Origin of the sequence: Streptomyces sp. NPDC046831 (genome assembly GCF_040645305.1) — a bacterium.
Taxonomy (GTDB): Bacteria; Actinomycetota; Actinomycetes; order Streptomycetales; family Streptomycetaceae; genus Streptomyces.
Genome location: NZ_JBEYXZ010000021.1, coordinates 90443 through 110449, shown reverse-complemented (window position 1 = coordinate 110449; position 20007 = coordinate 90443). Strand labels below are relative to the sequence as shown.

Annotated in this window: 22 protein-coding genes, 1 tRNA gene and 1 pseudogene; 20 read left to right on the top strand and 4 right to left on the bottom strand. The window is 68.9% G+C overall.

Features of this window, described 5'->3' with window-relative positions; all coding sequences use genetic code 11:
• Positions 1–649 precede the first annotated feature (649 nt).
• From ABZ920_RS19370 to ABZ920_RS19290, 17 genes are all read left to right on the top strand, one after another.
• Positions 650–1561 (top strand): hypothetical protein, encoded by a 912-nt coding sequence (locus ABZ920_RS19370; protein ID WP_361506024.1) that lies wholly within the window; start codon positions 650–652, stop codon positions 1559–1561.
• A 22-nt stretch (positions 1562–1583) separates the two neighbouring features.
• Positions 1584–2084, top strand: coding sequence for a hypothetical protein (locus tag ABZ920_RS19365; RefSeq protein ID WP_361506021.1), 501 nt, complete (start codon positions 1584–1586; stop codon positions 2082–2084).
• 298 nt (positions 2085–2382) lie between these two features.
• Positions 2383–3162 (top strand): DUF4253 domain-containing protein, encoded by a 780-nt coding sequence (locus tag ABZ920_RS19360; RefSeq protein ID WP_361506018.1) that lies wholly within the window; start codon positions 2383–2385, stop codon positions 3160–3162.
• 481 nt (positions 3163–3643) lie between these two features.
• The gene (locus tag ABZ920_RS19355) at positions 3644–4492 is read left to right on the top strand and encodes a helix-turn-helix transcriptional regulator (protein ID WP_361506015.1); all 849 of its coding nucleotides are present in this window, start codon (positions 3644–3646) and stop codon (positions 4490–4492) included.
• Between the two features lie 97 nt (positions 4493–4589).
• On the top strand, positions 4590–4979 hold the full coding sequence (locus ABZ920_RS19350) for an ATP-binding protein (protein ID WP_361506012.1): 390 nt from the start codon (positions 4590–4592) through the stop codon (positions 4977–4979).
• A 175-nt stretch (positions 4980–5154) separates the two neighbouring features.
• The gene (locus tag ABZ920_RS19345) at positions 5155–6006 is read left to right on the top strand and encodes a sigma factor-like helix-turn-helix DNA-binding protein (protein WP_361506009.1); all 852 of its coding nucleotides are present in this window, start codon (positions 5155–5157) and stop codon (positions 6004–6006) included.
• Complete coding sequence (locus tag ABZ920_RS19340) at positions 6003–6824, top strand: integrase (RefSeq protein ID WP_361506007.1); 822 nt, start codon at positions 6003–6005, stop codon at positions 6822–6824. The genes ABZ920_RS19345 and ABZ920_RS19340 overlap by 4 nt, the downstream gene beginning before the upstream one ends.
• A gap of 181 nt (positions 6825–7005) precedes the next feature.
• Positions 7006–7353, top strand: coding sequence for a hypothetical protein (locus tag ABZ920_RS19335; protein WP_361506004.1), 348 nt, complete (start codon positions 7006–7008; stop codon positions 7351–7353).
• A 5-nt stretch (positions 7354–7358) separates the two neighbouring features.
• Positions 7359–8726, top strand: a complete 1368-nt coding sequence (locus tag ABZ920_RS19330) for an FtsK/SpoIIIE domain-containing protein (protein WP_361506001.1) — start codon at positions 7359–7361, stop codon at positions 8724–8726.
• A gap of 84 nt (positions 8727–8810) precedes the next feature.
• Positions 8811–9023 carry a hypothetical protein gene (locus ABZ920_RS19325; protein ID WP_361505999.1) on the top strand — a complete coding sequence of 71 codons (213 nt, stop codon included), beginning with the start codon at positions 8811–8813 and terminating at the stop codon, positions 9021–9023.
• A gap of 23 nt (positions 9024–9046) precedes the next feature.
• On the top strand, positions 9047–9760 hold the full coding sequence (locus tag ABZ920_RS19320; RefSeq protein WP_361505996.1) for a DUF2637 domain-containing protein: 714 nt from the start codon (positions 9047–9049) through the stop codon (positions 9758–9760).
• Between the two features lie 13 nt (positions 9761–9773).
• Positions 9774–9953 carry a mobile element transfer protein gene (locus ABZ920_RS19315; RefSeq protein WP_361505993.1) on the top strand — a complete coding sequence of 60 codons (180 nt, stop codon included), beginning with the start codon at positions 9774–9776 and terminating at the stop codon, positions 9951–9953.
• A gap of 15 nt (positions 9954–9968) precedes the next feature.
• The gene (locus ABZ920_RS19310) at positions 9969–10124 is read left to right on the top strand and encodes a hypothetical protein (protein WP_361505991.1); all 156 of its coding nucleotides are present in this window, start codon (positions 9969–9971) and stop codon (positions 10122–10124) included.
• A 20-nt stretch (positions 10125–10144) separates the two neighbouring features.
• Positions 10145–10450, top strand: a complete 306-nt coding sequence (locus ABZ920_RS19305; protein ID WP_361505988.1) for a SpdD-like protein — start codon at positions 10145–10147, stop codon at positions 10448–10450.
• Positions 10451–10551: 101 nt separating this feature from the next.
• Positions 10552–11895: a replication initiator gene (locus ABZ920_RS19300; protein ID WP_361505985.1), complete on the top strand. Its 1344-nt coding sequence runs from the start codon at positions 10552–10554 to the stop codon at positions 11893–11895.
• Positions 11892–12101, top strand: coding sequence for an excisionase family DNA-binding protein (locus ABZ920_RS19295; protein WP_361505982.1), 210 nt, complete (start codon positions 11892–11894; stop codon positions 12099–12101). Before ABZ920_RS19300 ends, ABZ920_RS19295 begins: the two co-directional genes overlap by 4 nt.
• The gene (locus tag ABZ920_RS19290; protein WP_361505979.1) at positions 12089–13396 is read left to right on the top strand and encodes a tyrosine-type recombinase/integrase; all 1308 of its coding nucleotides are present in this window, start codon (positions 12089–12091) and stop codon (positions 13394–13396) included. Before ABZ920_RS19295 ends, ABZ920_RS19290 begins: the two co-directional genes overlap by 13 nt.
• 75 nt (positions 13397–13471) lie before the next feature.
• On the opposite strand, the gene ABZ920_RS19285 is transcribed toward ABZ920_RS19290, so the two are convergent.
• Together ABZ920_RS19285 and ABZ920_RS19280 are read right to left on the bottom strand one after the other, a co-directional pair.
• A tRNA-Pro gene (locus ABZ920_RS19285) sits at positions 13472–13545 on the bottom strand.
• A gap of 441 nt (positions 13546–13986) precedes the next feature.
• Entirely contained in the window at positions 13987–14913 is a 927-nt protein-coding gene (locus tag ABZ920_RS19280; RefSeq protein WP_361505976.1) for a metallophosphoesterase, read from the bottom strand.
• Positions 14914–15040: 127 nt separating this feature from the next.
• On the opposite strand from ABZ920_RS19280, the gene ABZ920_RS19275 reads away from it, so the two are divergent.
• Positions 15041–15505, top strand: a complete 465-nt coding sequence (locus tag ABZ920_RS19275) for a GatB/YqeY domain-containing protein (protein ID WP_361505973.1) — start codon at positions 15041–15043, stop codon at positions 15503–15505.
• A 296-nt stretch (positions 15506–15801) separates the two neighbouring features.
• Here ABZ920_RS19275 and ABZ920_RS19270 read toward each other — a convergent pair whose 3' ends face one another.
• Positions 15802–18108, bottom strand: a complete 2307-nt coding sequence (locus ABZ920_RS19270) for a transglycosylase domain-containing protein (RefSeq protein WP_361505970.1) — start codon at positions 18106–18108, stop codon at positions 15802–15804.
• A 558-nt stretch (positions 18109–18666) separates the two neighbouring features.
• Here ABZ920_RS19270 and ABZ920_RS19265 point away from each other — a divergent pair.
• On the top strand, positions 18667–18861 hold the full coding sequence (locus tag ABZ920_RS19265; protein ID WP_361506064.1) for a hypothetical protein: 195 nt from the start codon (positions 18667–18669) through the stop codon (positions 18859–18861).
• Positions 18771–19193, top strand: a pseudogene (locus ABZ920_RS19260) (transposase); the annotation flags it as partial. The gene ABZ920_RS19265 and the pseudogene ABZ920_RS19260, both read left to right, overlap by 91 nt.
• 77 nt (positions 19194–19270) lie before the next feature.
• On the opposite strand, the gene ABZ920_RS19255 reads toward ABZ920_RS19260, so the two are convergent.
• Positions 19271–19972: a hypothetical protein gene (locus ABZ920_RS19255; RefSeq protein ID WP_361505967.1), complete on the bottom strand. Its 702-nt coding sequence runs from the start codon at positions 19970–19972 to the stop codon at positions 19271–19273.
• Positions 19973–20007: the final 35 nt, after the last annotated feature.

The following is a 20007-nucleotide window of genomic DNA, read 5'->3' as shown; positions in this document are numbered from 1 at the left end:
TGCCGAGAACTCGACTGCGACACAGTTAGGTTGACCGGGGCTCACCCCTGTATCTAGTAGTGGCACGAACTCAGCCAGCGACAGCCAGCCACGACGGCGGGTGCGCCGACCGACCACGCACGCGTGTGCCTCGCTTCACCCCCACCGGCCTCAGCCACGCTATCGGGGTGTGTCTATTCGTCGCGAAGCAACTGGGACGGGGTGCCGTATTGGGGTTGGTGTGGCTCCTACCTGTGCTGATGGTCGGTAGAGGCTCACGGTTGTTCGCCGGCGTTCGTGGGCGCTGTCACGCAGTTAGACACTGAGGGGTGCCGCTCAGGCCGGGGACAGCCTTGCCCCGTGGCGTTCGTGAACCCGTCGTACCTGCTTGATCCAGAAGCTACCCTTCTCGTCCTTCGGCGCGTTGATGGCAGAGATCGAACCCGCGGCCTTGAAGACGCTCGTCGGCCAGGCGGGTAGCTCTTCGCACCGCTCCCAACTGGGAAGACGTGCTTACTCGACCGGTTGTCAGACCCTTCCTCGATACTGGAGAAGGTTTCAAGGAGCTGGCTGGGGGCGAGGTGATGGCCAGAAGGATCATGGGCGCGGCGTTGCGAATCATGACGCGGTTCAGGTGCCGAGGCAGCGTCAACTCTCGTAAGCTGGGGGGATGCTGAAGCGAAAGCTTGTCTTCTATCGCTGGGCATCTGTGGCGGGGCGGACTGTCTTCGATCCCCCGGCAGTAGCTCAGCGCCTAGCCCAAGAAATCGCGGCTGATAGGTCGTCCCAAATGGTGGAAAAGGACGGGGTGATCACAGCTGTAGAAGTAGTTGAACCGGGAGGCGACAGGGACCCCGCTAAGTTCCGCGTTCTGGCGCTCAGGGGGGAGGAAGATCGACCATTCAAGTGGGATCCAGACGGTTCGATCGGCCCAATATCATTGTTGGCCAACGAATATCCGGCCGATGCCACACACATCTCGATCTGGCCCGACGGATACTGCGCTCACGATATGGGTAGGTATTCGCCGAGGCTTTCACGCCTCGCGTTCTTCTTGCGGCAGCGTCTGCGAGAGTACGTTCAGTTCGACCCCTTGTACGACCAGGAGGCATTTCGCAGGCTGAAGGAGATGGAAGGACAGTTCCGATCCTTTGAGCTAGCGATGACCAAACCGGAATATGCAACGAGAGGGAGGGGGACGTTCGGGAACTTGTGGCCGGCGGTAGCTGGGGAGGAGCTGCCGTCTGTGCGAGTAAGCCTCGGCATGGGCCGTTACGGGCCGAAGGACCGGTACATCGACCAACACATCGAGGAGGAACTGCTGGAGCTTGCAGCTCAGGCTAGTGACCTACTCACTGGAATGGTTGTCAGGGGGAGGAGCAGGAGGACCAACCGAGTCGAAGAGGTCAACCTGCTCACAGATCGACTGAGCACAGAGGTCGAGTTGCCCCAACGGACTGACATCCCATCAGCACCTCGTGTGGAGTCCGTCTTCTTCGAGCTGGAGCAGGCGTACAAGGACTTCAAGCGCCGAGGGGTGTTTGAGACGACCTCGACAGCGGAGTTGATGCGGAGAGGGTGACACGGAGGCGTGAGGGGGCGGCATGTCTGATCTGTCAGAGAAGATTAATCGAAATTGGTGGATCTTCCCCATAGTGGCTTTTATTGTGGCGGCGGCATGCTTGTTCTTGGTCTCCGTGTTCGACGGGACATGTCTCCTGGCTGCCGTGAAACCGGATTTGCGCAAGGATATCTACTCGTCATTGACCGGTTCTTCTAGCGGGCTACTCGGATTCGCTCTAGCCGCAGTGGCAATCCTCGCTGCCTTTGCGCCCAAGATCGATGGACAAGGCAGGAATCGCCGCAAGGAAGAAGAGCTAGCGGAGGCGCGCAGTGACATCGCGAAGTGTCTGCTTGTGACGAGTGCATTTCTCATGGTGATCCTTGTCGCGTCCACCATTGGCATTGGAGCGGATGCGGGGCGTGAGGGGAACCCTGTGCTATCAGTGCTGGTCGTTGCAGCTGGCTTTGCAAGTCTGATTGGCCTGCTTATCTCGGGACTCGGAGTAACGCTTTCGATTTTGGAGCGTAATTCCCTCCGATAACGTTCGGGGGAATCCGAGGTCGGCGGAGCGGCTTTGGGCTGGAGTTTCAATTACTCAGTCAAGCGCCGCCGCACTGGGGTCCCGGTGCACCAGTTTGGAAGAACCGTATGCGGGTGGCGGCTGACCTGGCGGGGCACTGACCTGGGCCGGAGCGTGATCGGCGCCGCTGTTCCCCGTGAGTCCCCGTTGCATCCTGCCGGACCGGGCACGCAACGGGCACGGCTCGAGTGGCGACGCACGCAGCCCGGCCGTATGGGGCGGTGTGCGACCGAAGGGGGTCAAGGTCTATCGTCCGAGCATGGGTTTCGCCTTACCAGAGGGTCTTCCCCCGGGGCGGTTCGTCTCCTCGGGGTCGGTGTGCGTCTGGGTTGCGGACGAACTGCCGTCCGACGTCGATGGCGTGTGGCGACCCCTGCTGCAGGGGCAGGAAGACACCGGGCTGGTACCACTGCTGAGCGGACCGTTCCTGGGCCGTCCGACGGACCTGGCCGAGATATCCGCTGTCCGTGTGGAGAACGTCCTGGCCTCGGACTTCGCCGAGTACCGGCGCCGCCGTCTGCCCTGTTGGACGGACCCGAAGCCGGTGCCGGTGCCCGAGGGTATGGCGCCGTGGCCGCACGATCCGGGCCCACCCTTCGGGACATGGCCGGGCCTGACGCCGGCGACTTCGGTCACGGACGCTGATCCCTCTTCGGCGGACGCTGCAGCGCGCACGATCGGCCACCTCATAGCCACAGACCCGTACCAGCTGGCCGGATGCAGCCTCGTGCTGGTCCCCGCACAGCGCAGCGCCGATATACCGGCACTTCTCGGCTGGAATGCGGAGGCTCCGCTGCCGCTCGTGTGCGCGCTGCTGCGCAGCTGGGAGGAGCGGTTCGGCGCTCGGGTGGTGGGAATGGGAGGCGAGTTGTTCGTCTCCGTTGCCCGCCCACCGCGGACCGCGGCGCACGCGGAGCTGCTTGCCCTGGAGCATGTCCTGTCGACCGCTGACAACATCGTCGATGATCCGCCGACACCCTTCCCCGAGTACGCGGAGAGTTTGCCGCTGCGGACGCACTGGTCGTTTTGGTGGGACTGACTCCCCAGCGCCAAGTGACCGTCATCTCCGTGGATGATCCAGAGCCCGTGCATGGGTACGCGGTCGGCGTAGCGGCTTTGGGGTGGCGCTGCTTTGGCGCGAGTGATCATGGCCCCGTAAGCTTCCGGCGCGTCGAGCAGTCTGTGGACCTGCCCGGTAAAGCACGACGTTGGGGCCGTGATCTTCGAGGCTCGCGCCAAGGTGGCTCCGTAAAGCCGTGGAGCTGACTGCCCCAGCCACGACGTGTTTTGACCTCATGCTCCGTGTGCCTGTCCTCTTGGGCGGGAGCGGGCGGCCGGCGGTGCCGAGCGGGGCGGAGACATGAGCGCGGGCGCCGCCGGCCGCCCGCGCCCGCCCGGAGGAGCGAAGCGACGACGGGTGCTTGAACCAGTAGGGAGAGTTTGAATCACGCTCGGGCTGCTGGGCGTTGATGCTGCTCTCGTGCCTGATGACTGCTGGCTAGTGGTGTAGAACCCTGGGCATGGGGAGTGAACGGCGGGAGCGGATGAGGGCCCTTGGGGCGCGCCTTCGTGTGCTTCGTACAGAGGCCGGCCTGACGGGTGCTGTGTTGGCGCAGCGGGCCCGTGTCGGGCAGCCGACTGTGTCCAAGGTTGAGACCGGGCGCATGGTTCCGAGCCTTGATGTGCTTGACCGGCTCTCGCGTGCCCTCGGCCTCGATGAGGCGACCGCCGGTGAGGTGCGTGATCTCCTGGCCGCGGTAGGGGCGGCTGCGGACTCCGGTCAAACGGAGGGCAGCGCTCCGGCTGGTGCGGCCGTTGATGATGAGGTTCGTGCCGCTCGGCTGGTGCGCTCGTTCCAGTGCGTCGTGCTGCCGGCCATGCTCCAGAGCGCCGAGTACGCCCGGCACGTCTTCGAGAGTGCACCGAATGCAACGCCTGAGTCGGTCGGCCGGGCTGTCGCTGCCCGTGTGGAGCGACAGAGCGTGCTGTACGAACCGGGGCGGGAGTCGGTGTTCGTGCTGACCGAAGCTGTGTTCCGGACATGGCCCGGGACACCGGCGCTGATGCTCGCTCAGCTGGACCGTTTGCTGGCTGTCGAGAGTCTGAACACCGTGCGGCTCGGGGTCATCCCCTGGCGTCGACCGGTGCCGGTCCTGCCTCGCCATGGGTTCACGTTGTGCGACCGGCGAGCGGTCGTGGTCGAGACGTTCGGCGCTGAGCGGGTGGCGGTCGACTCCGCGGAGGTGGCCGCGTACGAGGAGACGTTCGACCGCTTCGAGCGGGCTGCGGTCTTCGGTGGGGAAGTACGGGACCTGCTGTTGCGGGTGATGAAGGAGTTCCGCGACTTGGGAGACACCCTCATCCCTTAGAGGAATAATTCCTGGCAATGCCTGGTCTGTTGGCCGCTCGCAGGAATACTCTGCCACTCGGGTGTCTAGCCCCCTAGACGACGGTGAGGAGTCTCCTATGCGGTCCAAGTGGTGCCGTGCGTTTCCCGGTGTGGCCGAGGAGGTGGCGCATGCCCGTCACTTCGTCGCTGCCCTGCTCGACGGGCGCGGCCCCGTCGACGATGCCGTCTTGGTCGTGAGCGAGCTGGCGACCAATGCCGTACGGCACTCGCTGAGCGGTTCGGCCGGCGGCTGGTTCCTCGTGATCATCCGCTTCGGCGATGATCTCGTGCGTATCGAGGTGGTCGACCAGGGCGGCGAGCGCGTGCCGCATCTGTGTGACGTAACCAGCCAGGAAGAAAGCGGGCGCGGGCTGCTGCTGATCGCGTCCTGTGCCAAGGACTGGGGTGTGAAGAACTGGCCCGACGGGCGTTCCGTTTGGGCTGACCTGGCGCGGGAGGGTGCGTGACCGCGCCCTGCCTGACGTTGGTCGGTGATCACCCTGTGGGCAGTCGCAGGTGAGCCCCCGGGGCGTGCCTCGGCGGCGGTCCCGGTTCTTCGTGGTCGGCGTTCATACAGGGCGGCGCCTCCCGCCCATTCCGTCTAGGGCCCTAGACTCCTGGGTACTTCTAGGAGGTGCGGTCATGTCGGACGAGCTGCAGCGGATCACGGGGATCGATGATCCGTATCTGCTCCTGCGTGAGGTCACGAAGAGGCTGGCCGACGCGCAGCAGGAGGTGACTGAGCTCGCCAGGCTCCGCCGCCGTGTCGTCCAGGACCTCCACGCGCAAGGACTGTCCTACGCGCAGATCGCCGAAAAGGCCGGTCTGAGCCGCGGGCGGATTCATCAGATCCGGCACACCGGCCCGGCACCCGAGGGAGCCTTCCTCGGTGTGGGTGCCGTCACCGTGGTTACTCCGCTGCGGTGGGACGGCGAGAAGAAGCGCCCGGTCGTCGCCATGGCCGACATGAACTCCGGGAAGCGACTGGAGGAGCTGGCCAAGTCCTACGGGCTTGCCGCCAGCTCCGGCCACGTACAGGTGAGCGGTGAGATCGACCTCAACCGTGACGGCCTGATCGTCGTCTGCGGACCGGGCATGTCCGAGGCCATGAGGGACCTGTACGCCCAGGACCCGGTACTCGGCTGGGAACATCCGGAGGGCGAACCGTGGGCGCTGGTGGACCGGCGCACCGGCGCGGTCTACCACGCGGGGGCGGACGTCGAGCCGCGCCGTCCGCACGACGTTGGATACCTCGGCAGGCTGCCCCGACCGGACGGCAACGGATCGGTGCTCGCCATCGCCGGAGTCCACACGGCAGGCTCCCTCGGCGTGGTCCACCTGCTCACGTCCGACCTCAACACGCTTTGGGGACAGGTGGGCGAGCGCCACTTCTCCACGCTGGTGAGCGTCGAATACGACCCGGAGACGGACGAGCCGCAATCCGTCGAACTGCTCTGCCCCCTCTACCTGCACGACGAGGAGGCAACGGGGTGAACGTCGCCCTCGGCTCGCAGCCGGCCGAACCGGGGCGGGAGAACGAGGACTTCGCCGCAGCTGCTTTCGGTGCGGCCGTTCTCCTCGACGGCGCCGGCGTAGCCGGTGCGGAGACCGGATGCGTGCATGGGATCGCCTGGTTCTCCTCCACGCTGGGCGGGCTGCTGCTGGCCGGCATCGCGGCACACCCCGCCCGGCCGCTCGCCGACTGTCTCGCCGACTCGATCCGAACGGTCCGCTCCCTGCACGAGGACACATGCGACCTGGCCTATCGGGCCAGCCCGACCAGTACGGTCGTCGCTGTCCGGGCCGAGGCGGAAGCTCTGGAGTACCTCGTTCTGGGTGACTCGACCCTCCTCCTCGCCGAGAGGGACGGGCGAACGACCGCTATCACCGACCAGCGCCTGGACGACGTCGGCAAGCGACTGCGGGGACCGGTCGACACGCTGCCCACCGGTTCGCCTGAACACGCCGTTGCCCTCGCGGAATACCGGGACGCTCTGACCGGCCTCCGTAACCGGCCGGGTGGCTTCTGGATCGCCGGCCCCGACCCGCGAGCGGCCGAGCATGCCCTGACGGGGACTGTCCCGCTTCATTCACTGGCCTCCGTAACGCTGCTGAGCGACGGGGCGACGCGACTCGTGGACAGCTTCGAACTCGCCGGCTGGAGTGAGGCGTTGGGCATCCTCAACTCGTCGGGTCCTGATGGGCTGATCCGCCGCGTACGCGAAGCCGAAGCCGACGACCCCGACGGTCGGCGCTGGCCGCGGGGCAAGACCCGCGACGATGCGACCGCGCTGCACTGGGTCATGCGTTAGCGCACCCCACCGGCTCGGACTGCACACTCGTATACCCCCCTAGACAGTTGACGGGGCGTCGATTACGGCAGTCGTCAACCCCCCTAGACAGTTGAGGTGGGTTACCTCCTTGCTGTCTAGGGGGGTATCCAACTGATTCGGCGCTCGTAACGGGCGCCCGACCAAGTGAGGTACGCACACCATGCGCGTCATTCCCGTCGACACTTCGGCCGCCACTCTGCTGGTCACGAAGCTGCCCGAGGTCAAGGTCAAGGACCGGCAGACCGGTGAGGTGGCCGTGGACCCGGTGACCAACGATCGGCTCATGGTCCTGGAGCTGGTGTTCATCGCCGAGGGCGGTTCGGACATGATCAAGGTCACCGTCCCCGAGAAGGGCATCGGTGAGGGCCTGGTGATGGGTACGCCGGTCTTCCTGTCCGGCCTGGTGGCACGGCCCTGGGAGAGCGAGTTCGGCGGCCGCTCCCGGCACGGCATCGCCTACCGGGCGGACGCCGTCATGGTCGGCGCCCCGGCGGCGGCGCGGGGCTGAGCACCATGACCGATGCCCTGGGGCTTCTGGTGCCGTTACTGCTGACGGTGGCCGCGCTGGCTGCGGTGCGCCGTCGGCTGCCGGTCCTGTTCTGGTGGCTGGTCGGATACCCGGTCGTCACGCTGCGGGTGCTCACCTCGTACCGGGCCACCATGGATGCCTGCGGCCTGACGGTGCCGGCCTCGGCCGTCCGTCGGGCCACCGCCCGGATGATGGGGCGGCAGGCCCCGCCCGTACCGCCCCGCCGGTCGCTGCCCCGGCCGACTGGCTCCGGGCTCGTGATGCGGCTGCGGATGGCGGCCGGGCAGGCGCCCGAGGACTTCACCGCCTCGGCCGATCGGCTGCGGCACGCCTGGGGCGCGCATGCCGTGCACGTCCACCCCACCAAGCCGGGGCGGCTGGAACTGCGGTTGGTTGGTTGGGACGTCCTCGCCGACGTCCGGCCCGCTCGTCGGTGGCTGCAGACCGGCCCGCTGTCCCTGCCGTTGGCGCTGCGTGAGGACGGGCACTGGCACGTCCGGGACTTCCGCACCGTGCCGCACGAACTCATCCTCGGCGCCACGCAGTCGGGCAAGTCTGTCTACCTGCGCAACCTGCTGTGTGGGCTGGCCCGACAACCCGTCGCGCTCGTCGGCATCGACTGCAAATGGGGCGTCGAACTGGCTCCGTTCGCCCCGCGGTTGTCGGCGCTCGCCGATACGCCGGACCGCGCGAACGACCTCCTCGACGTCCTGGTGGAAGAGATGGAAGCGCGGTTCCGCCTGATCGGCGTGAGGAGCGGGGCCGGTCCGGACGCGGTGCTCACCTCGGACGTGTGGGGCCTGCCGGAGAAGGTACGGCCGGTGCCGGTCGTGATCGTCGTCGACGAGGTCGCCGAACTGTTCCTCGCCGCGAGCAAGGACGAGGAGAAGCGGCGGGACGCCATGGTCACCAAGCTCATCCGCCTCGCCCAGCTCGGTCGCGCGGCCGGCATCTACCTGGAGGTGTGCGGGCAGCGCTTCGGCGCCGAACTCGGCAAGGGCGCCACGATGCTCCGCGCCCAGCTCACTGGCCGGGTCTGCCACCGCGTCAACGACGAGACCTCCGCCAACATGGCGCTCGGCGACATCGCACCCGAAGCAGTGCTGGCCGCAACCTCCATCCCGGCCGAACGGCCCGGCGTCGCGGTCGTCGGCGACTCCTCCGGCGGATGGTCCCGCGTCCGCTCACCCCACCTCACCCTCGACGACGCGGCGGCCGTCTGCCGCGACACCTCGGGCCTGGTACCGGCACTGTCCCGCCTCGACCCCTTCCGGCCCGCCGTCGCTGCGGAGCCCGCCGGGCCTTCTCCTGCCGTCCCCGTCGCGCCCACCGCTCGCCCGGTGCCCGAGTAACCGCGCTCCCTCTCCCACGGCCGGCGTGACCGCCTCCGCGCCGCGTCCCTGCCCCTCCCATGCCTGAAACCGGAAGGAAGACCTGTGTCACGTCCCTCCATCACCGAGGTCAGTGCGCTCATCGCCGACCTGGCCGCGCTCCGCCAGGACCGCACCTCCGCCGAGTACGCCGCGCTCATGGACCGTAAGGCGGATCTGCTGGAACGCATCGTCACTCACACGCCCGGCGACGCCGAGGCCGCCGAGGTGGCACGCCTCGCCCGTGAGCGTGCCGACTCCCTCAAGTCCGCCGACTGATCGCGCCGGAAGGAGCCGTGCCGATGCGTGCCCACCTGGCCCGAGTGGACGCCGTGGTCGTCCAGGCCGTCATCGCAGGCGCCCTGTCTTTCTCCCACCTGCACGACCTCGCCGCGGCGGTCGGACAGGGCGGCTGGAAGGCGTGGGCCTACCCGGTGAGCGTCGACCTGCTGCTGGTCGCCGCCTGGCGCCGAATGCGACAGCAGCAACGAGCTGGACAGGCGGCCGGGAGTCCGCGGCTGTGGTTCCTGGTGGCCCTGGCCGCATCCCTCGGCGCCAACGTCGCAACCGCCGGCCTCCTCGACCTCGACCACGTACCGGCCTCGCTCCGCGTGGTCGTCGCGGGCTGGCCCGCCGTCGCCTTCTTCGGCGGAACGCTGCTGGCCCACGCTCCGCACGGCCCGCAAGTGCCGGCGGCGCCGGTCTCCTCCTCGACGGCGGACGCGGATGCAGACCCGCACCCCGCCTCCGCCGCCGTCGACGGGCCCGGCCGCGACGCACTTCCGGCACCCTCCTCCGACCCCCAACCAGCTCCAGAGCCCACCCCCGAACCGGTCGTTGCTCCGCCCCCGGCGCCTGCTCCCGCCGTCTCCCTTCCGCCCGCCCTCGTCGACCGCGTCCGGGCCCTGGCCGAGGAACACCACTCGGCCACCGGCCACCCCGCCGACCCCGACGCCGTACGCGCCCGGCTCGGCCTGCCCCCGTCCATGACCCCGTCCGTTGCCGCGCACCTCTGAAAGGAGCACCACCATGAACCGGCGCTTCCGCAACGTCCGCCGCATCGGCCCCGTCACCGTCGCCTCCTACGTCGACCGCGGCCGCAACCGCCACCTGGCTGCCTGCACCGCACCCCGCTGCGACTTCTCCGCCGAGTACGACAGCCGCGCCGCCGCCGAACTCGCCGCCCGTACCCACCGCTGCCCGGCCTGACAGGAGATCACCGCAATGGACGTTCCGCTCTGGCTCGCCCTGCTCGTCGTCGGGGTCCTCGGCGTCAAGCTCATCCGTCCGCCCTGGTGGCTCATCGCCGTCCTGCTAGTCGGCGGCTACCTCCTTGCCGACAGCCTGCTCGCCCCCGTCATCGACAGCTTCCTCAAGTAACCGCGAAGGCAGACCCGTTCATGTTCCGGCCGAAGATCCCGACCATGCCGCAGCCCACCGGCCTCGTCGCCCTGCCCGCCGTCGTCGAACCGACCACCGTCACGCCGGGCGTCCCGGCCCCGCCGCCGGCCTTCGTCGCCCCGGCCCCGGCCCGTCCGGCCGTCCGGCTCACGCCTGGCACCGTGCTCGCTCTCGTCGGCGGCGGCACCGCCGTGGTCCTGGTCGTCGGCGCCGTCCTGGTCTCCATGCTCCTCGCCGTAGCCGTCACCGCCGCGTCCGTGGCCGTGTGCGCCGTCGTCATCCGTTCCGTCCTCACCCGCCGCTGACCTCGTAGCTCCGCCCGCCCGGCCTGCCCATGCTGTCTAGCCCCCTCGACAGGCCGGGCTTCCGCACCGTACGTCCACTCCCTGCAAGGAGGAACCCGCCCATGCCCCCTGCGGCTCCGACCGCAGCCATCCGCCAGCTGGCAGCACTCGCCCAGCACGGCGACCTCAGCGCCTACGCCCACCAGATCCAACGCCTCGGCGGCTGCGAGCGGCCCGTCCGGATGGAGGGCCACCGGCTCGACGTCCACGCCGCCACCGGAGAGATCGTCCGCGAGATCGCCGACCGCGACCTCCCGGCCGGACAACTCCTCATCCGCTGCAACAACCGCCGCGCCACCCGGTGCGCCTCCTGCGCCGAGATCTACCGCAAAGACACCTTCCACCTGGTCACCGCCGGACTGAGCGGCGGCAAGGGCATCGGCCCGTCCGTCGCCCAGCACCCGCGCGTCTTCGCCACCTTCACCGCCCCGTCCTTCGGCCCCGTCCACAACCGCCCCGGCGGCGGCCGGTGCCGCTGCGGACGCCTCCACCCCGACGACGACCCCGCCCTCGGCACGCCCCTGGACCCGGACCGCTACGACTACCGCGCGGCCGTCCTGTGGAACGCGCACGCCGGGGCCCTGTGGGCCCGCTTCACCACCTACCTGCGCCAGCACCTCGCCTCCCGTGCGGGCCTCACCCGCACGGAGCTGCGCGACTGCCTCAAGGTCTCCTACGCCAAGGTCGCCGAGTACCAGCGGCGCGGCGCCGTCCACTTCCACGCCGTCATCCGCCTCGACGGCCCGGACGGCGCCGAGGACACCCCGCCGGCCTGGGCCACCACGCAACTGCTCACCGACGCGATCCGCTCCGCGGCCCGGATGGCCGAGGCACCCGGTCCCGTCCTCGACGGGCACGAATGCGCCTTCTGTTTCGGCGAACAGCTCGACATCCGCCCCATCCTCTCCGCCGACTTCGCGGGCACCTCGGAACTGTCCAGCCGCGCCGTGGCCGCCTACATCGCCAAGTACGCCACCAAGGGCGCCGAAACCGCCGGCACCCTCGACCGGCCCATCCGCAACCCGATCACCGACCTGATCGGCTCCGGCGTCACCGACCACGCCCGGCGGATGATCCTCACCTGCTGGCACCTCGGCGCGCTGCCCGAACTCGAGCCTCTGCGCCTGCGCAAGTGGGCCCACATGCTCGGCTTCCGCGGCCACTTCTCCACCAAGTCCCGCGCCTACTCCGTCACCCTCGGCGCCCTCCGCCAGGAACGCGCCGACCACAACGAAGCCCTGGCCCGCGAACGCGCCGTCGAGGCCGGCCACCCGCTACCCGACCCGGACACCGTGCTCGTCCTCTCGCACTGGGTCTTCGCCGGCACTGGCCTGACGGCTGCAGAGACCTGGCTCGCCGCTACTCGTCAATCCGCCCCTGTAAGTGAAGGAGGACCGACCGCATGACCTCGGTGATGATCCAGCGGAAATGGCATACGACGGCTGAGGTCGCCGAGATGCTGGGCTTCAGCCTTTCCAAGACCAAGATGCTCGTGCTCACGGGCGAGATCCGCTCGGTCAAGATCGGCCGGAACCGCCGCATCCTCCCGGACTGGGTGGACGAGTATGTGAGCCGTTGCACCTCCGAAGCCGTCGAGGGATGGTCCGCGTGAGTGGGAAGCGAGGCAACGGCGAGGGGTCCATCTACCCGTACAGGAACGGCTTCGCTGCCTACGTCTGGGTGACCACTCCGGACGGCAACCGCAAGCGCAAGTACGTCTACGGCCCCACCCGCAAGGACGTCCACGAGAAGTGGCTCAAGCTCCACAACGAGGCCAAGAAGGGGCCGGTGGCGACCAGCACGCCGACCCTCGCGAACTACCTGGCGTACTGGCTCAAGGAGGTCGTGGAACCCAACCTCCGGCCGCTCACCGCCGCCACGTACGAGACGACCGTGCGCCTGTACGTCGTCCCGCTCCTCGGCGCGAAGCGGCTCGACCGGCTGACCGTTCAGGACATGCGGGGCTGGCTCAACAGGCTCGCCGAGACCTGCCAGTGCTGCGCCCAGGGCAAGGACGCCAAGCGGCCCGAGGAGCGCCAGCGCTGCTGTGCCAAGGGGGAGTGCTGCAGGCAGACGCTTTCGAAGCGCTCGGTCAACGATGCCCGGACGATCCTCCGCAGCGCGCTGACCAACGCCATGGTGGAAGAGCGTATTTCGAAGAACGTCGCCCAGCTCGTGAAGGTGCAGCGGGCCCGGCGCAAGCGGCCGGACCCGTGGTCCGTCGAGGAGGCTTGCTCCTTCCTGGAGAACGCGCAGATGTGGCGTGACTACCTGTACGCCGCGTACGTGCTGATCCTCGTCCTGGGGCTGCGCAAGGGTGAGGTTCTGGGACTGACCTGGTCGGACGTGAACCTTGATACGGGAGAGCTGCACATCCGCCACCAGCTGCAGCGAGTTCGCCGGCGCCTGCTCCACACCGACACGGCCAAGACAGAGGCGTCCGAGGCGGTGCTTCCGCTGCCGGACATCTGCTTGGCGGCGCTTCGGCTCCGTAAGAAGGAGCAGGAGGTGGCGAGGGAGCGGGCCGCGGATCTCTGGACGGAATCGGACCTCGTCTTCACCACCCGCAACGGCACCCCGGTGGAGCCTCGGAACTTCACTCGCGAGTTTGACCGCCGCTGCGAGCGTGCCGGCGTCCGGCGGATCCGCGTGCACGACACCCGCCACACGTGCGCCTCGCTCCTCGCCGCCCTCGACGTCCACCCTCGGATCGCGATGCAGATCCTCCGCCACTCCGAGATCGCGGTGACCATGGAGGTCTACACGCACGTGCCCTCGGCGGACACCCGGCGGGCCCTCCGGAAGCTCGGGAAGGCTCTGGGCGGCAGCAAGCAGAGGGACGGCAAGAAGAAGGGCAAACGCAAGCGGGAGGAGCGGCCGGACGGGGACGGCCTTCAAGAGCCATAACGGTTGCTGTACTCCGCTGCTGTACAAACACTCAGAGGCCCATTCACGATCACGTGAATGGGCCTCTGACCTGTGTCGGGGTGGCGGGATTTGAACCCACGACCTCTTCGTCCCGAACGAAGCGCGCTGCCAAGCTGCGCTACACCCCGATCGTCGCTGCTCTCGCGGCGACGACGTTTACTTTAGCCCACCGGGGGCCGGAGACGAAATCCGGTTGTTGCGGCGACGGCGGGCCGGGATGCGGCGGGCCGCGCCGAGGGTCACCAGCGCGTGGGCGAGGGCGGGGAGGATGAGGCCCAGTGGGCGGGTGCCGCGCCGACTGCTGCGGCGGTGACCCGCAGGCGGCGGCCGTCGTCAGGGGGGCGGACGGGTGTGATCGCCGCGGCGCGCCGGCGAGCGCCGGGACGGGGAGGGAGGCATCAGCCGCGACTCGCCGGCCCTGCGGGGAGGCTCCGCATGTCCATGGCCGTAGGCGAGGTCATGCCCCCGGCGTCCGGCCGGCCCGCGTCCTTGCCCCGCTCGGCTGGTCGCGTCTTCGCCCCGTACAGCCGTTACGTTTCTCCAAGCCGCCCCGTACCGCCCCGGCCCCGTCAGTCCCGCTCCACCAGTGTCAGCAGGGTCGCCTCCGGGGGGCAGGCGAAGCGGACCGGGGTGTAGCGGTTGGTGCCGCAGCCCGCCGAGACGTGGAGGTAGGACGTGTGGCCCTCGGCCGTATGGGTGGACAGGCCCTTCACGCGGTCCGTGTCCAGGTCGCAGTTGGTCACCAGCGCCCCGTAGAAGGGAACGCAGAGCTGGCCGCCGTGGGTGTGGCCGGCGAGGATCAGCGGGTAGGCGTCCGCGGCGAACGCGTCGAGAACGCGCAGGTACGGCGCGTGCACCACGCCCATCGAGAAGTCCGCCGCGCCCGAGGGGCCGCCGGCCACCCGCGCGTACCGGTCGCGCTTGATGTGCGGGTCGTCCAGGCCCGTCAGCTCCACCGAGACGCCCTCGATCTTCAGGGTGCCCCGGGTGTTGGTGAGGTTGAGCCAGCCCGCCGCGTCGAAGCTGTCGCGCAGGTCCTCCCACGGGTTGTGCACCACGCCGACGGCCGGCGGGTTGCCGTTCAGGCCGTGGCGGCCCTGCACCTTCTCGACCAGGTAGCGGGCGGGGTTGCGGGGCCTGGGGCCGTAGTAGTCGTTCGAGCCGAAGACGTACGCGCCCGGGTACTCCATCAGGGGGCCCAGCGCGTCCAGGACCTCCGGCACGCCCTCCGAGTCGGACAGGTTGTCCCCGGTGTTGATCACGAAGTCGGGACGCAGACCCGCCAGCGAGCGCAGCCAGCGCTGCTTCTTGCGCTGCCCGCCGACCATGTGGATGTCGGAGACCTGCAGTACACGCAGGGGACGCATCCCGGAGGGCAGGACGGGGACGGTCACCCGTCGCAGGCGGAAGGAGCGGGCCTCGAAGCCCGCGGAGTAGAGAAGACCGGCGGCTGCGACCGCCGTGATGCCCAGGGGAACTCCGTATCGCGCGCGCATGAGTCCATCGTGTCAGGCCCGCGGGACGCAGCGGTAATCAGCCAGGGGAGCGCCCGGTGGTCAACCCGCCCGTGGGCCGGGGGAAATCGGCGCGCGGCCGCGTCTTCGGAGCTGCGACAATCGATGCATGACCACGCTCAAGTCGAAGCTGCACGACGACCTCAACGCCGCGATCAAGGAGCGCGACGAGCTCCGCTCCTCGACGCTCCGGCTGACGCTCGCCGCGATCACCAAGGAGGAGGTCGCGGGCAAGGAGAAGCGCGAGCTCTCCGACGACGAGGTGCTGAAGGTGATCACCAAGGAGGCCAAGAAGCGCCGTGAGGCGGCGGAGGCCTTCGCGCAGGGTGGCCGGACCGAGCAGGCCGAGCGGGAGAAGGCCGAGGGTGAGGTCCTCGCCGCGTACCTGCCCAAGCAGCTGACCGACGAGGAGCTGGGCGAGATCGTCGCACAGGCCGTCGAGGAGGCGAAGGCGGCCGGCGCCGAGGGGCCGCGGGCCATGGGCGCGGTCATGAAGATCGTGAATCCCAAGGTGGCGGGGCAGGCCGAGGGCGGTCGCGTCGCCGCGGTGGTCAAGAAGCTGCTGGCCGGCTGACGCCTCCGGCCGCTGCGGGACGCCGGAACGTTCCAGGTCGTCTCCGGCCGCAGAGGGCTCCTGACGTTCCAGCGCCTCTCCGGCCGCTGACGGGCCTCTGACGTTCCAGGACGTCTCCGGCCGCAGACGGGCCCCTGACGTTCCAGGACGCCTCCGGTCGAGTGGCCTCCTCGGCCGCCGCCCCGGCCCGGCCGGCGGGTGCGGCGCGGCAGCCCCCGACGACATCGGCCCCTTCCTCCCCGGCGAGCGAGTCACCGGAGGGGGAGGGGCCGTCGTCGTGGCCGGGGGCGCTGTGGTCAGCGGCGGCCGCCGTTGCCGTTGCCGCCGAAGCCGCCGCCGTCCTGGCCCTGGAAGAAGCCGCCCGGCAGGGAGATGGTGGGCTCGGGTTCGGTGCCGCCGTTCGTGCCGCCGCCGGTCAGGCCGCCGATGAAACCGCCGATGCCGCCGGCGTCGCCGTTGCCGCCGTCGTCCCGGTCGTGGCGGTCGTCGCCCCGGCCCCGGTCCCGGCCCCTCTCCCGGTCCTTGTCCTTGTCCAGGTCCGGGATGTCGACGAGGTGGAAGGACGGCGCGTCCTTGCCCGCGAGCGCGCCGTTCATGGCGTCCCGCCAGATCGGGCCGGGGACCTGACCGCCGTAGACGAGGGCGTTGTAGACGCCGCCGATGCTGATGTTGGTCATCTTGACCTGCTGGGAGGCGCTGCCCACCCAGACCGCGCCCGACAGGTTCGGCGTGTAGCCGACGAACCAGGCGTTCTTCCGCTCGTCCGTCGTACCGGTTTTGCCGGCGTTGTCGCGGTCGGAGAGGCCGGCCTGCTGGCCCGTGCCGGAGTCGACCACGCCCTGCAGCAGCGTGTTGACGGTGTCCGCGGTCCTCTCGGACATGGCCCGCTCGCACGTCGACTTCGGCACGGCGAGCGACTTCTCCTTGTCGGCGATGCGCTGCGTGATCGACTCGATGGCGACCGGCGAGCAGTACGTGCCCCGGTTGGCGAAGGTGGCGTACGCCGTCGCCATGGTCAGCGGGGAGATGCCCTTCGAGCCGAGCGCGATGGCGGGCGCCTGCGGCAGCTTGTCGCCGTTGCCCTGCACCACGTGCAGCTTGTCGGTCATCCGGACCACCGGGCAGAGGCCGACGTCGGAGATCATCTGGACGAAGTAGGTGTTGACGGACTTGGCCATCGCCTCCTTCATCCGGTAGGGGCCGACCTCGGTCTCGCTCTCGTTCTCCACCGTGTAGCGCTTGTCGTTGACCCAGCGCTTGCCGTCGCACGCCCGGACCGGGCTCGGGTACTCCATCTTGTACGGCGACGGGTATTCCTGCGTGACCGGCTTGCCCTGCTCCAGCGCGGCGGCCGCGACGAACGGCTTGAACGTCGAACCGGTCGGGAAGCCGAAGTTCGAGCCGCCCCGGTCGCTGCCGACCGAGTAGTTGATCTCGGTCTCGTTCTTGCCGTAGCCGTAGGGCTTGGACTGGCCCATTCCGACGACCCTGCCGGTGCCGGGCTCGACCAGCACGGCGGCCGCCGCGACCTTGTCCGACTTGTAGACGTGCTGCTTCAGGGAGGCCTGCACGGATTCCTGGGCCTGCGGGTCCAGCGTCGTACGGATGGTCAGGCCGCCCTGGTTCCAGACCTTGGCCCGCTTCTCCCGGGTCTTGCCGAAGACCGGGTCGTTGAGGAAGATCTGCTCGACGTACTTGCAGAAGAAGCCGGCGCCCTTGGCGGCCGTGATGCAGCCGTTGCGGGGCTGGGTGACCTTCAGCTCCACCGGCGTCTTCCTCGCCCTGTCGGCCTCCGCCTGGGAGATGTCGCCGACCTCGGCCATGCGCTGCAGGACGACGTTGCGCCGCTTGGTCGCCTCGGCCACGTCGTTGACCGGGTCGTAGCGGCTCGGCGACTGGACGATGCCGGCCAGCAGCGCCGCCTCCTGCAGCTTCAGGTCCTTGGCGTGCTTGGAGAAGTAGCGCTGGGAGGCGGCCTCGACGCCGTAGGCCTGCTCACCGAAGTAGGTGATGTTCAGGTAGTTCTCGAGGATCTTCTTCTTGCCGAGTTCCTGCTCGACCTGGATCGCGTACTTCAGTTCCTTGACCTTGCGGCCGAGGGTCTGCTGGGTGGCCTGGGCGACCTTCGTCGGGTCGTCGCCGGCCTCCTCGACGAAGACGTTCTTCACGTACTGCTGCGTGAGGGTGGAGGCTCCCTGGGCGACGCCGCCGCTCTGCGCGTTCTTGTTGAGCGCGCGCAGGATGCCCTTCAGGTCGATCGCGCCGTGGTCGTAGAAGCGCGAGTCCTCGATGGCGACGATCGCCTTCTGCATGTACGGCGACATGTCCTTGAGCTCGACCACCGTGCGGTCGCGCGAGTACACCTGCGCGAGCCGGCCGCCCTTGCTGTCCAGGATGGTGGTGCGCTGGCTCAGCGGCGGGCGCTTGAGGTTGGCCGGAATCTCGTCGAATCCCTCGACCGACCCCTTGGCCGCCAGTCCCAGCGCGCCGGCCGCGGGCAGCGCGATGCCCGCCATGACCGCTCCCGCGAGCACACTGACACCGAGGAACTTGGCGGCCTGCTGCGTTGGCGACTGACCACCGCCCGAGCGCTTCTTTGGCATGGGGGCAGCCTAATCCGTAGTTATGAGCGTTCCGCAGGAGCGGGTGCTTCTCGGAGCGTTCGAGTACCAGACCGTGACATCCAGGTGCAGCCGGGCTGTCGAGGCCTCAACGTAGATCGGTGCTCGGTCTGGTGCGAATGGTGGTGGCGGTCACGTGGGCGCTGGGCGGATGCCTGATGCATGCCGGGCTTCGATGCCTAATGGCAGACCGTGCGGCGCCCGGCGTTCTCGTGGCCGCCACTACCTTCGTCGGCGCCGGACGGATTCCTGAAGCCAGCCTGGCCCATGAGGCCTCGGCTGAGACCTGGCGTCGTCAATCCCAAGCGTCTTGATCACTCGTTGGCTTTGGTGGTGCGAGCCCATCGCACGGTGCCCTCTTGATACGCCCGAGCCGTCTGAGCTCCCGCATAGACGGGGGCCCGTGGGATGCGCTGGTGCCACGAACGGCTAGTGAGGTGGCGGCCCGGCCGTGGTGCGGTCGAGGCCTGGGATTAGGTCGCTGCGTGGCCCGCATGCGCTCGTGACCAGCGCAAACACCGAACTCTGGGGAGGTGAACCTTGATCTACTGCGGAATCGACTGGGCGGAACGAACCCACGACGTCGCCCTGGTCGACGACACCGGCCAGCTGCTCGCCAAGCGGCACATCACCGACGACGCGGCCGGCTACACGCCGCCTGCACCGCCGCCGACCAGCTCGCCGAAGCGGTGGAAGAGGCCTTCCCGCAGCACCCGGACGCGGAGGTCCTGCTGAGCTTCCCCGGCCTCGGCATCCAGCTCGCCGCCCGTGTCCTGGCCGAGATCGGCGACGACCGCACCCGCTTCGCCGTCGCCCGCGGACTGAAGGCCTACGCCGGCTCCTCACCCATCACCCGCGCCTCCGGCAAGAAGTCCGCCATCACCAGACGCTGGGTGAAGAACGACGGGCTCAATCACGCCGGCTACCTCTGGGCCTTCGCCTCCCTACGAGCATCCACCGGGGCCAACGCCCACTACCGGCGCCGACGCGAACAAGGCGACTGGCACGCAGCCGCCCAGCGCAACCTCTTCAACCGTATGATCGGACAGCTCTACCACTGCCTGGAGCAGGGCACGACCTACGACGAGTCGCTCGCCTTCGGGGCCTCTTCCACCGAGGCCGTTGTCACGGCGGCTTGGACCGGTCAGCGGGGAGTGAGACAGGCTTCGAGAGCGGCTCGCTGTCGTGGCGGTAGATGGTCGCCCAGAGGGGTCTTGCGGGGGCTGTGCTCGCCCTCGCAGAGCCAGCTCTGCTCGTCGTCGTCGAACCACCACTCCTCGGCGCCCCACATGGGATGCCCCTGAAGCAGCTGTCTGGCCAACGCCTCGCTCGCCTCGGGCGCACCCTGTTCGACCAGAGCCTCGACCACTGCCGAAACGGCCCCCTCCGGAACTGCCGTGTCGCCGAGGACCGGCAGAAGAAGGAGGAGACGGGCGTGAGGGTCGGTGACTCCTGCCGCACCCGGTGGTGCCTCCACCAGGGCGGCGAGCTCGGGCCAGCACAGCCCGGGGCCGATGCGGTCCTGATCGTCACTGGCCAGGACGAGGTCCTGGCTCCAGTCGGGATGCGTGAGGAAGTAGTCCGTGGTCGTGAACTCCTCGCCGCTGTTGAAGTGCACGACGATCGCGAAGCCGCCGACCAGCGGCACCGTGAACATGGGCCACGCCGACGGGTCGTGGAGCGTCTCCAGCGCGGCGTCAGCGTCGCCGGCGTCCGCCCCGAAGGCCTCGGGCGCGAACCCCTCGGCCAGGTCCGCCAAGTACGCAGGCCAGAAGCCCGGCTCATCCAAGAGCGGGTGCCCGTCCACGACGGGCGAAGAGGAGTACCAGTGCCGTGCCATCGCCATGCCGGGATTCTCTCCAAGCCCGGTCAGAACTGTTC

Excerpts from the sequence above, each read along its gene's own strand:
- ABZ920_RS19370 (WP_361506024.1), top strand. The coding sequence starts at position 650 with ATGCTGAAGCGAAAGCTTGTCTTCTATCGCTGGGCATCTGTGGCGGGG.
- ABZ920_RS19365 (WP_361506021.1), top strand. The coding sequence starts at position 1,584 with ATGTCTGATCTGTCAGAGAAGATTAATCGAAATTGGTGGATCTTCCCC.
- ABZ920_RS19360 (WP_361506018.1), top strand. The coding sequence starts at position 2,383 with ATGGGTTTCGCCTTACCAGAGGGTCTTCCCCCGGGGCGGTTCGTCTCC.
- ABZ920_RS19355 (WP_361506015.1), top strand. The coding sequence starts at position 3,644 with ATGGGGAGTGAACGGCGGGAGCGGATGAGGGCCCTTGGGGCGCGCCTT.
- ABZ920_RS19350 (WP_361506012.1), top strand. The coding sequence starts at position 4,590 with ATGCGGTCCAAGTGGTGCCGTGCGTTTCCCGGTGTGGCCGAGGAGGTG.
- ABZ920_RS19345 (WP_361506009.1), top strand. The coding sequence starts at position 5,155 with ATGTCGGACGAGCTGCAGCGGATCACGGGGATCGATGATCCGTATCTG.
- ABZ920_RS19335 (WP_361506004.1), top strand. The coding sequence starts at position 7,006 with ATGCGCGTCATTCCCGTCGACACTTCGGCCGCCACTCTGCTGGTCACG.
- ABZ920_RS19330 (WP_361506001.1), top strand. The coding sequence starts at position 7,359 with ATGACCGATGCCCTGGGGCTTCTGGTGCCGTTACTGCTGACGGTGGCC.
- ABZ920_RS19320 (WP_361505996.1), top strand. The coding sequence starts at position 9,047 with ATGCGTGCCCACCTGGCCCGAGTGGACGCCGTGGTCGTCCAGGCCGTC.
- ABZ920_RS19315 (WP_361505993.1), top strand. The coding sequence starts at position 9,774 with ATGAACCGGCGCTTCCGCAACGTCCGCCGCATCGGCCCCGTCACCGTC.
- ABZ920_RS19310 (WP_361505991.1), top strand. The coding sequence starts at position 9,969 with ATGGACGTTCCGCTCTGGCTCGCCCTGCTCGTCGTCGGGGTCCTCGGC.
- ABZ920_RS19305 (WP_361505988.1), top strand. The coding sequence starts at position 10,145 with ATGTTCCGGCCGAAGATCCCGACCATGCCGCAGCCCACCGGCCTCGTC.
- ABZ920_RS19300 (WP_361505985.1), top strand. The coding sequence starts at position 10,552 with ATGCCCCCTGCGGCTCCGACCGCAGCCATCCGCCAGCTGGCAGCACTC.
- ABZ920_RS19295 (WP_361505982.1), top strand. The coding sequence starts at position 11,892 with ATGACCTCGGTGATGATCCAGCGGAAATGGCATACGACGGCTGAGGTC.
- ABZ920_RS19290 (WP_361505979.1), top strand. The coding sequence starts at position 12,089 with ATGGTCCGCGTGAGTGGGAAGCGAGGCAACGGCGAGGGGTCCATCTAC.
- ABZ920_RS19280 (WP_361505976.1), bottom strand. The coding sequence starts at position 14,913 with ATGCGCGCGCGATACGGAGTTCCCCTGGGCATCACGGCGGTCGCAGCC.
- ABZ920_RS19275 (WP_361505973.1), top strand. The coding sequence starts at position 15,041 with ATGACCACGCTCAAGTCGAAGCTGCACGACGACCTCAACGCCGCGATC.
- ABZ920_RS19270 (WP_361505970.1), bottom strand. The coding sequence starts at position 18,108 with ATGCCAAAGAAGCGCTCGGGCGGTGGTCAGTCGCCAACGCAGCAGGCC.
- ABZ920_RS19255 (WP_361505967.1), bottom strand. The coding sequence starts at position 19,972 with ATGGCGATGGCACGGCACTGGTACTCCTCTTCGCCCGTCGTGGACGGG.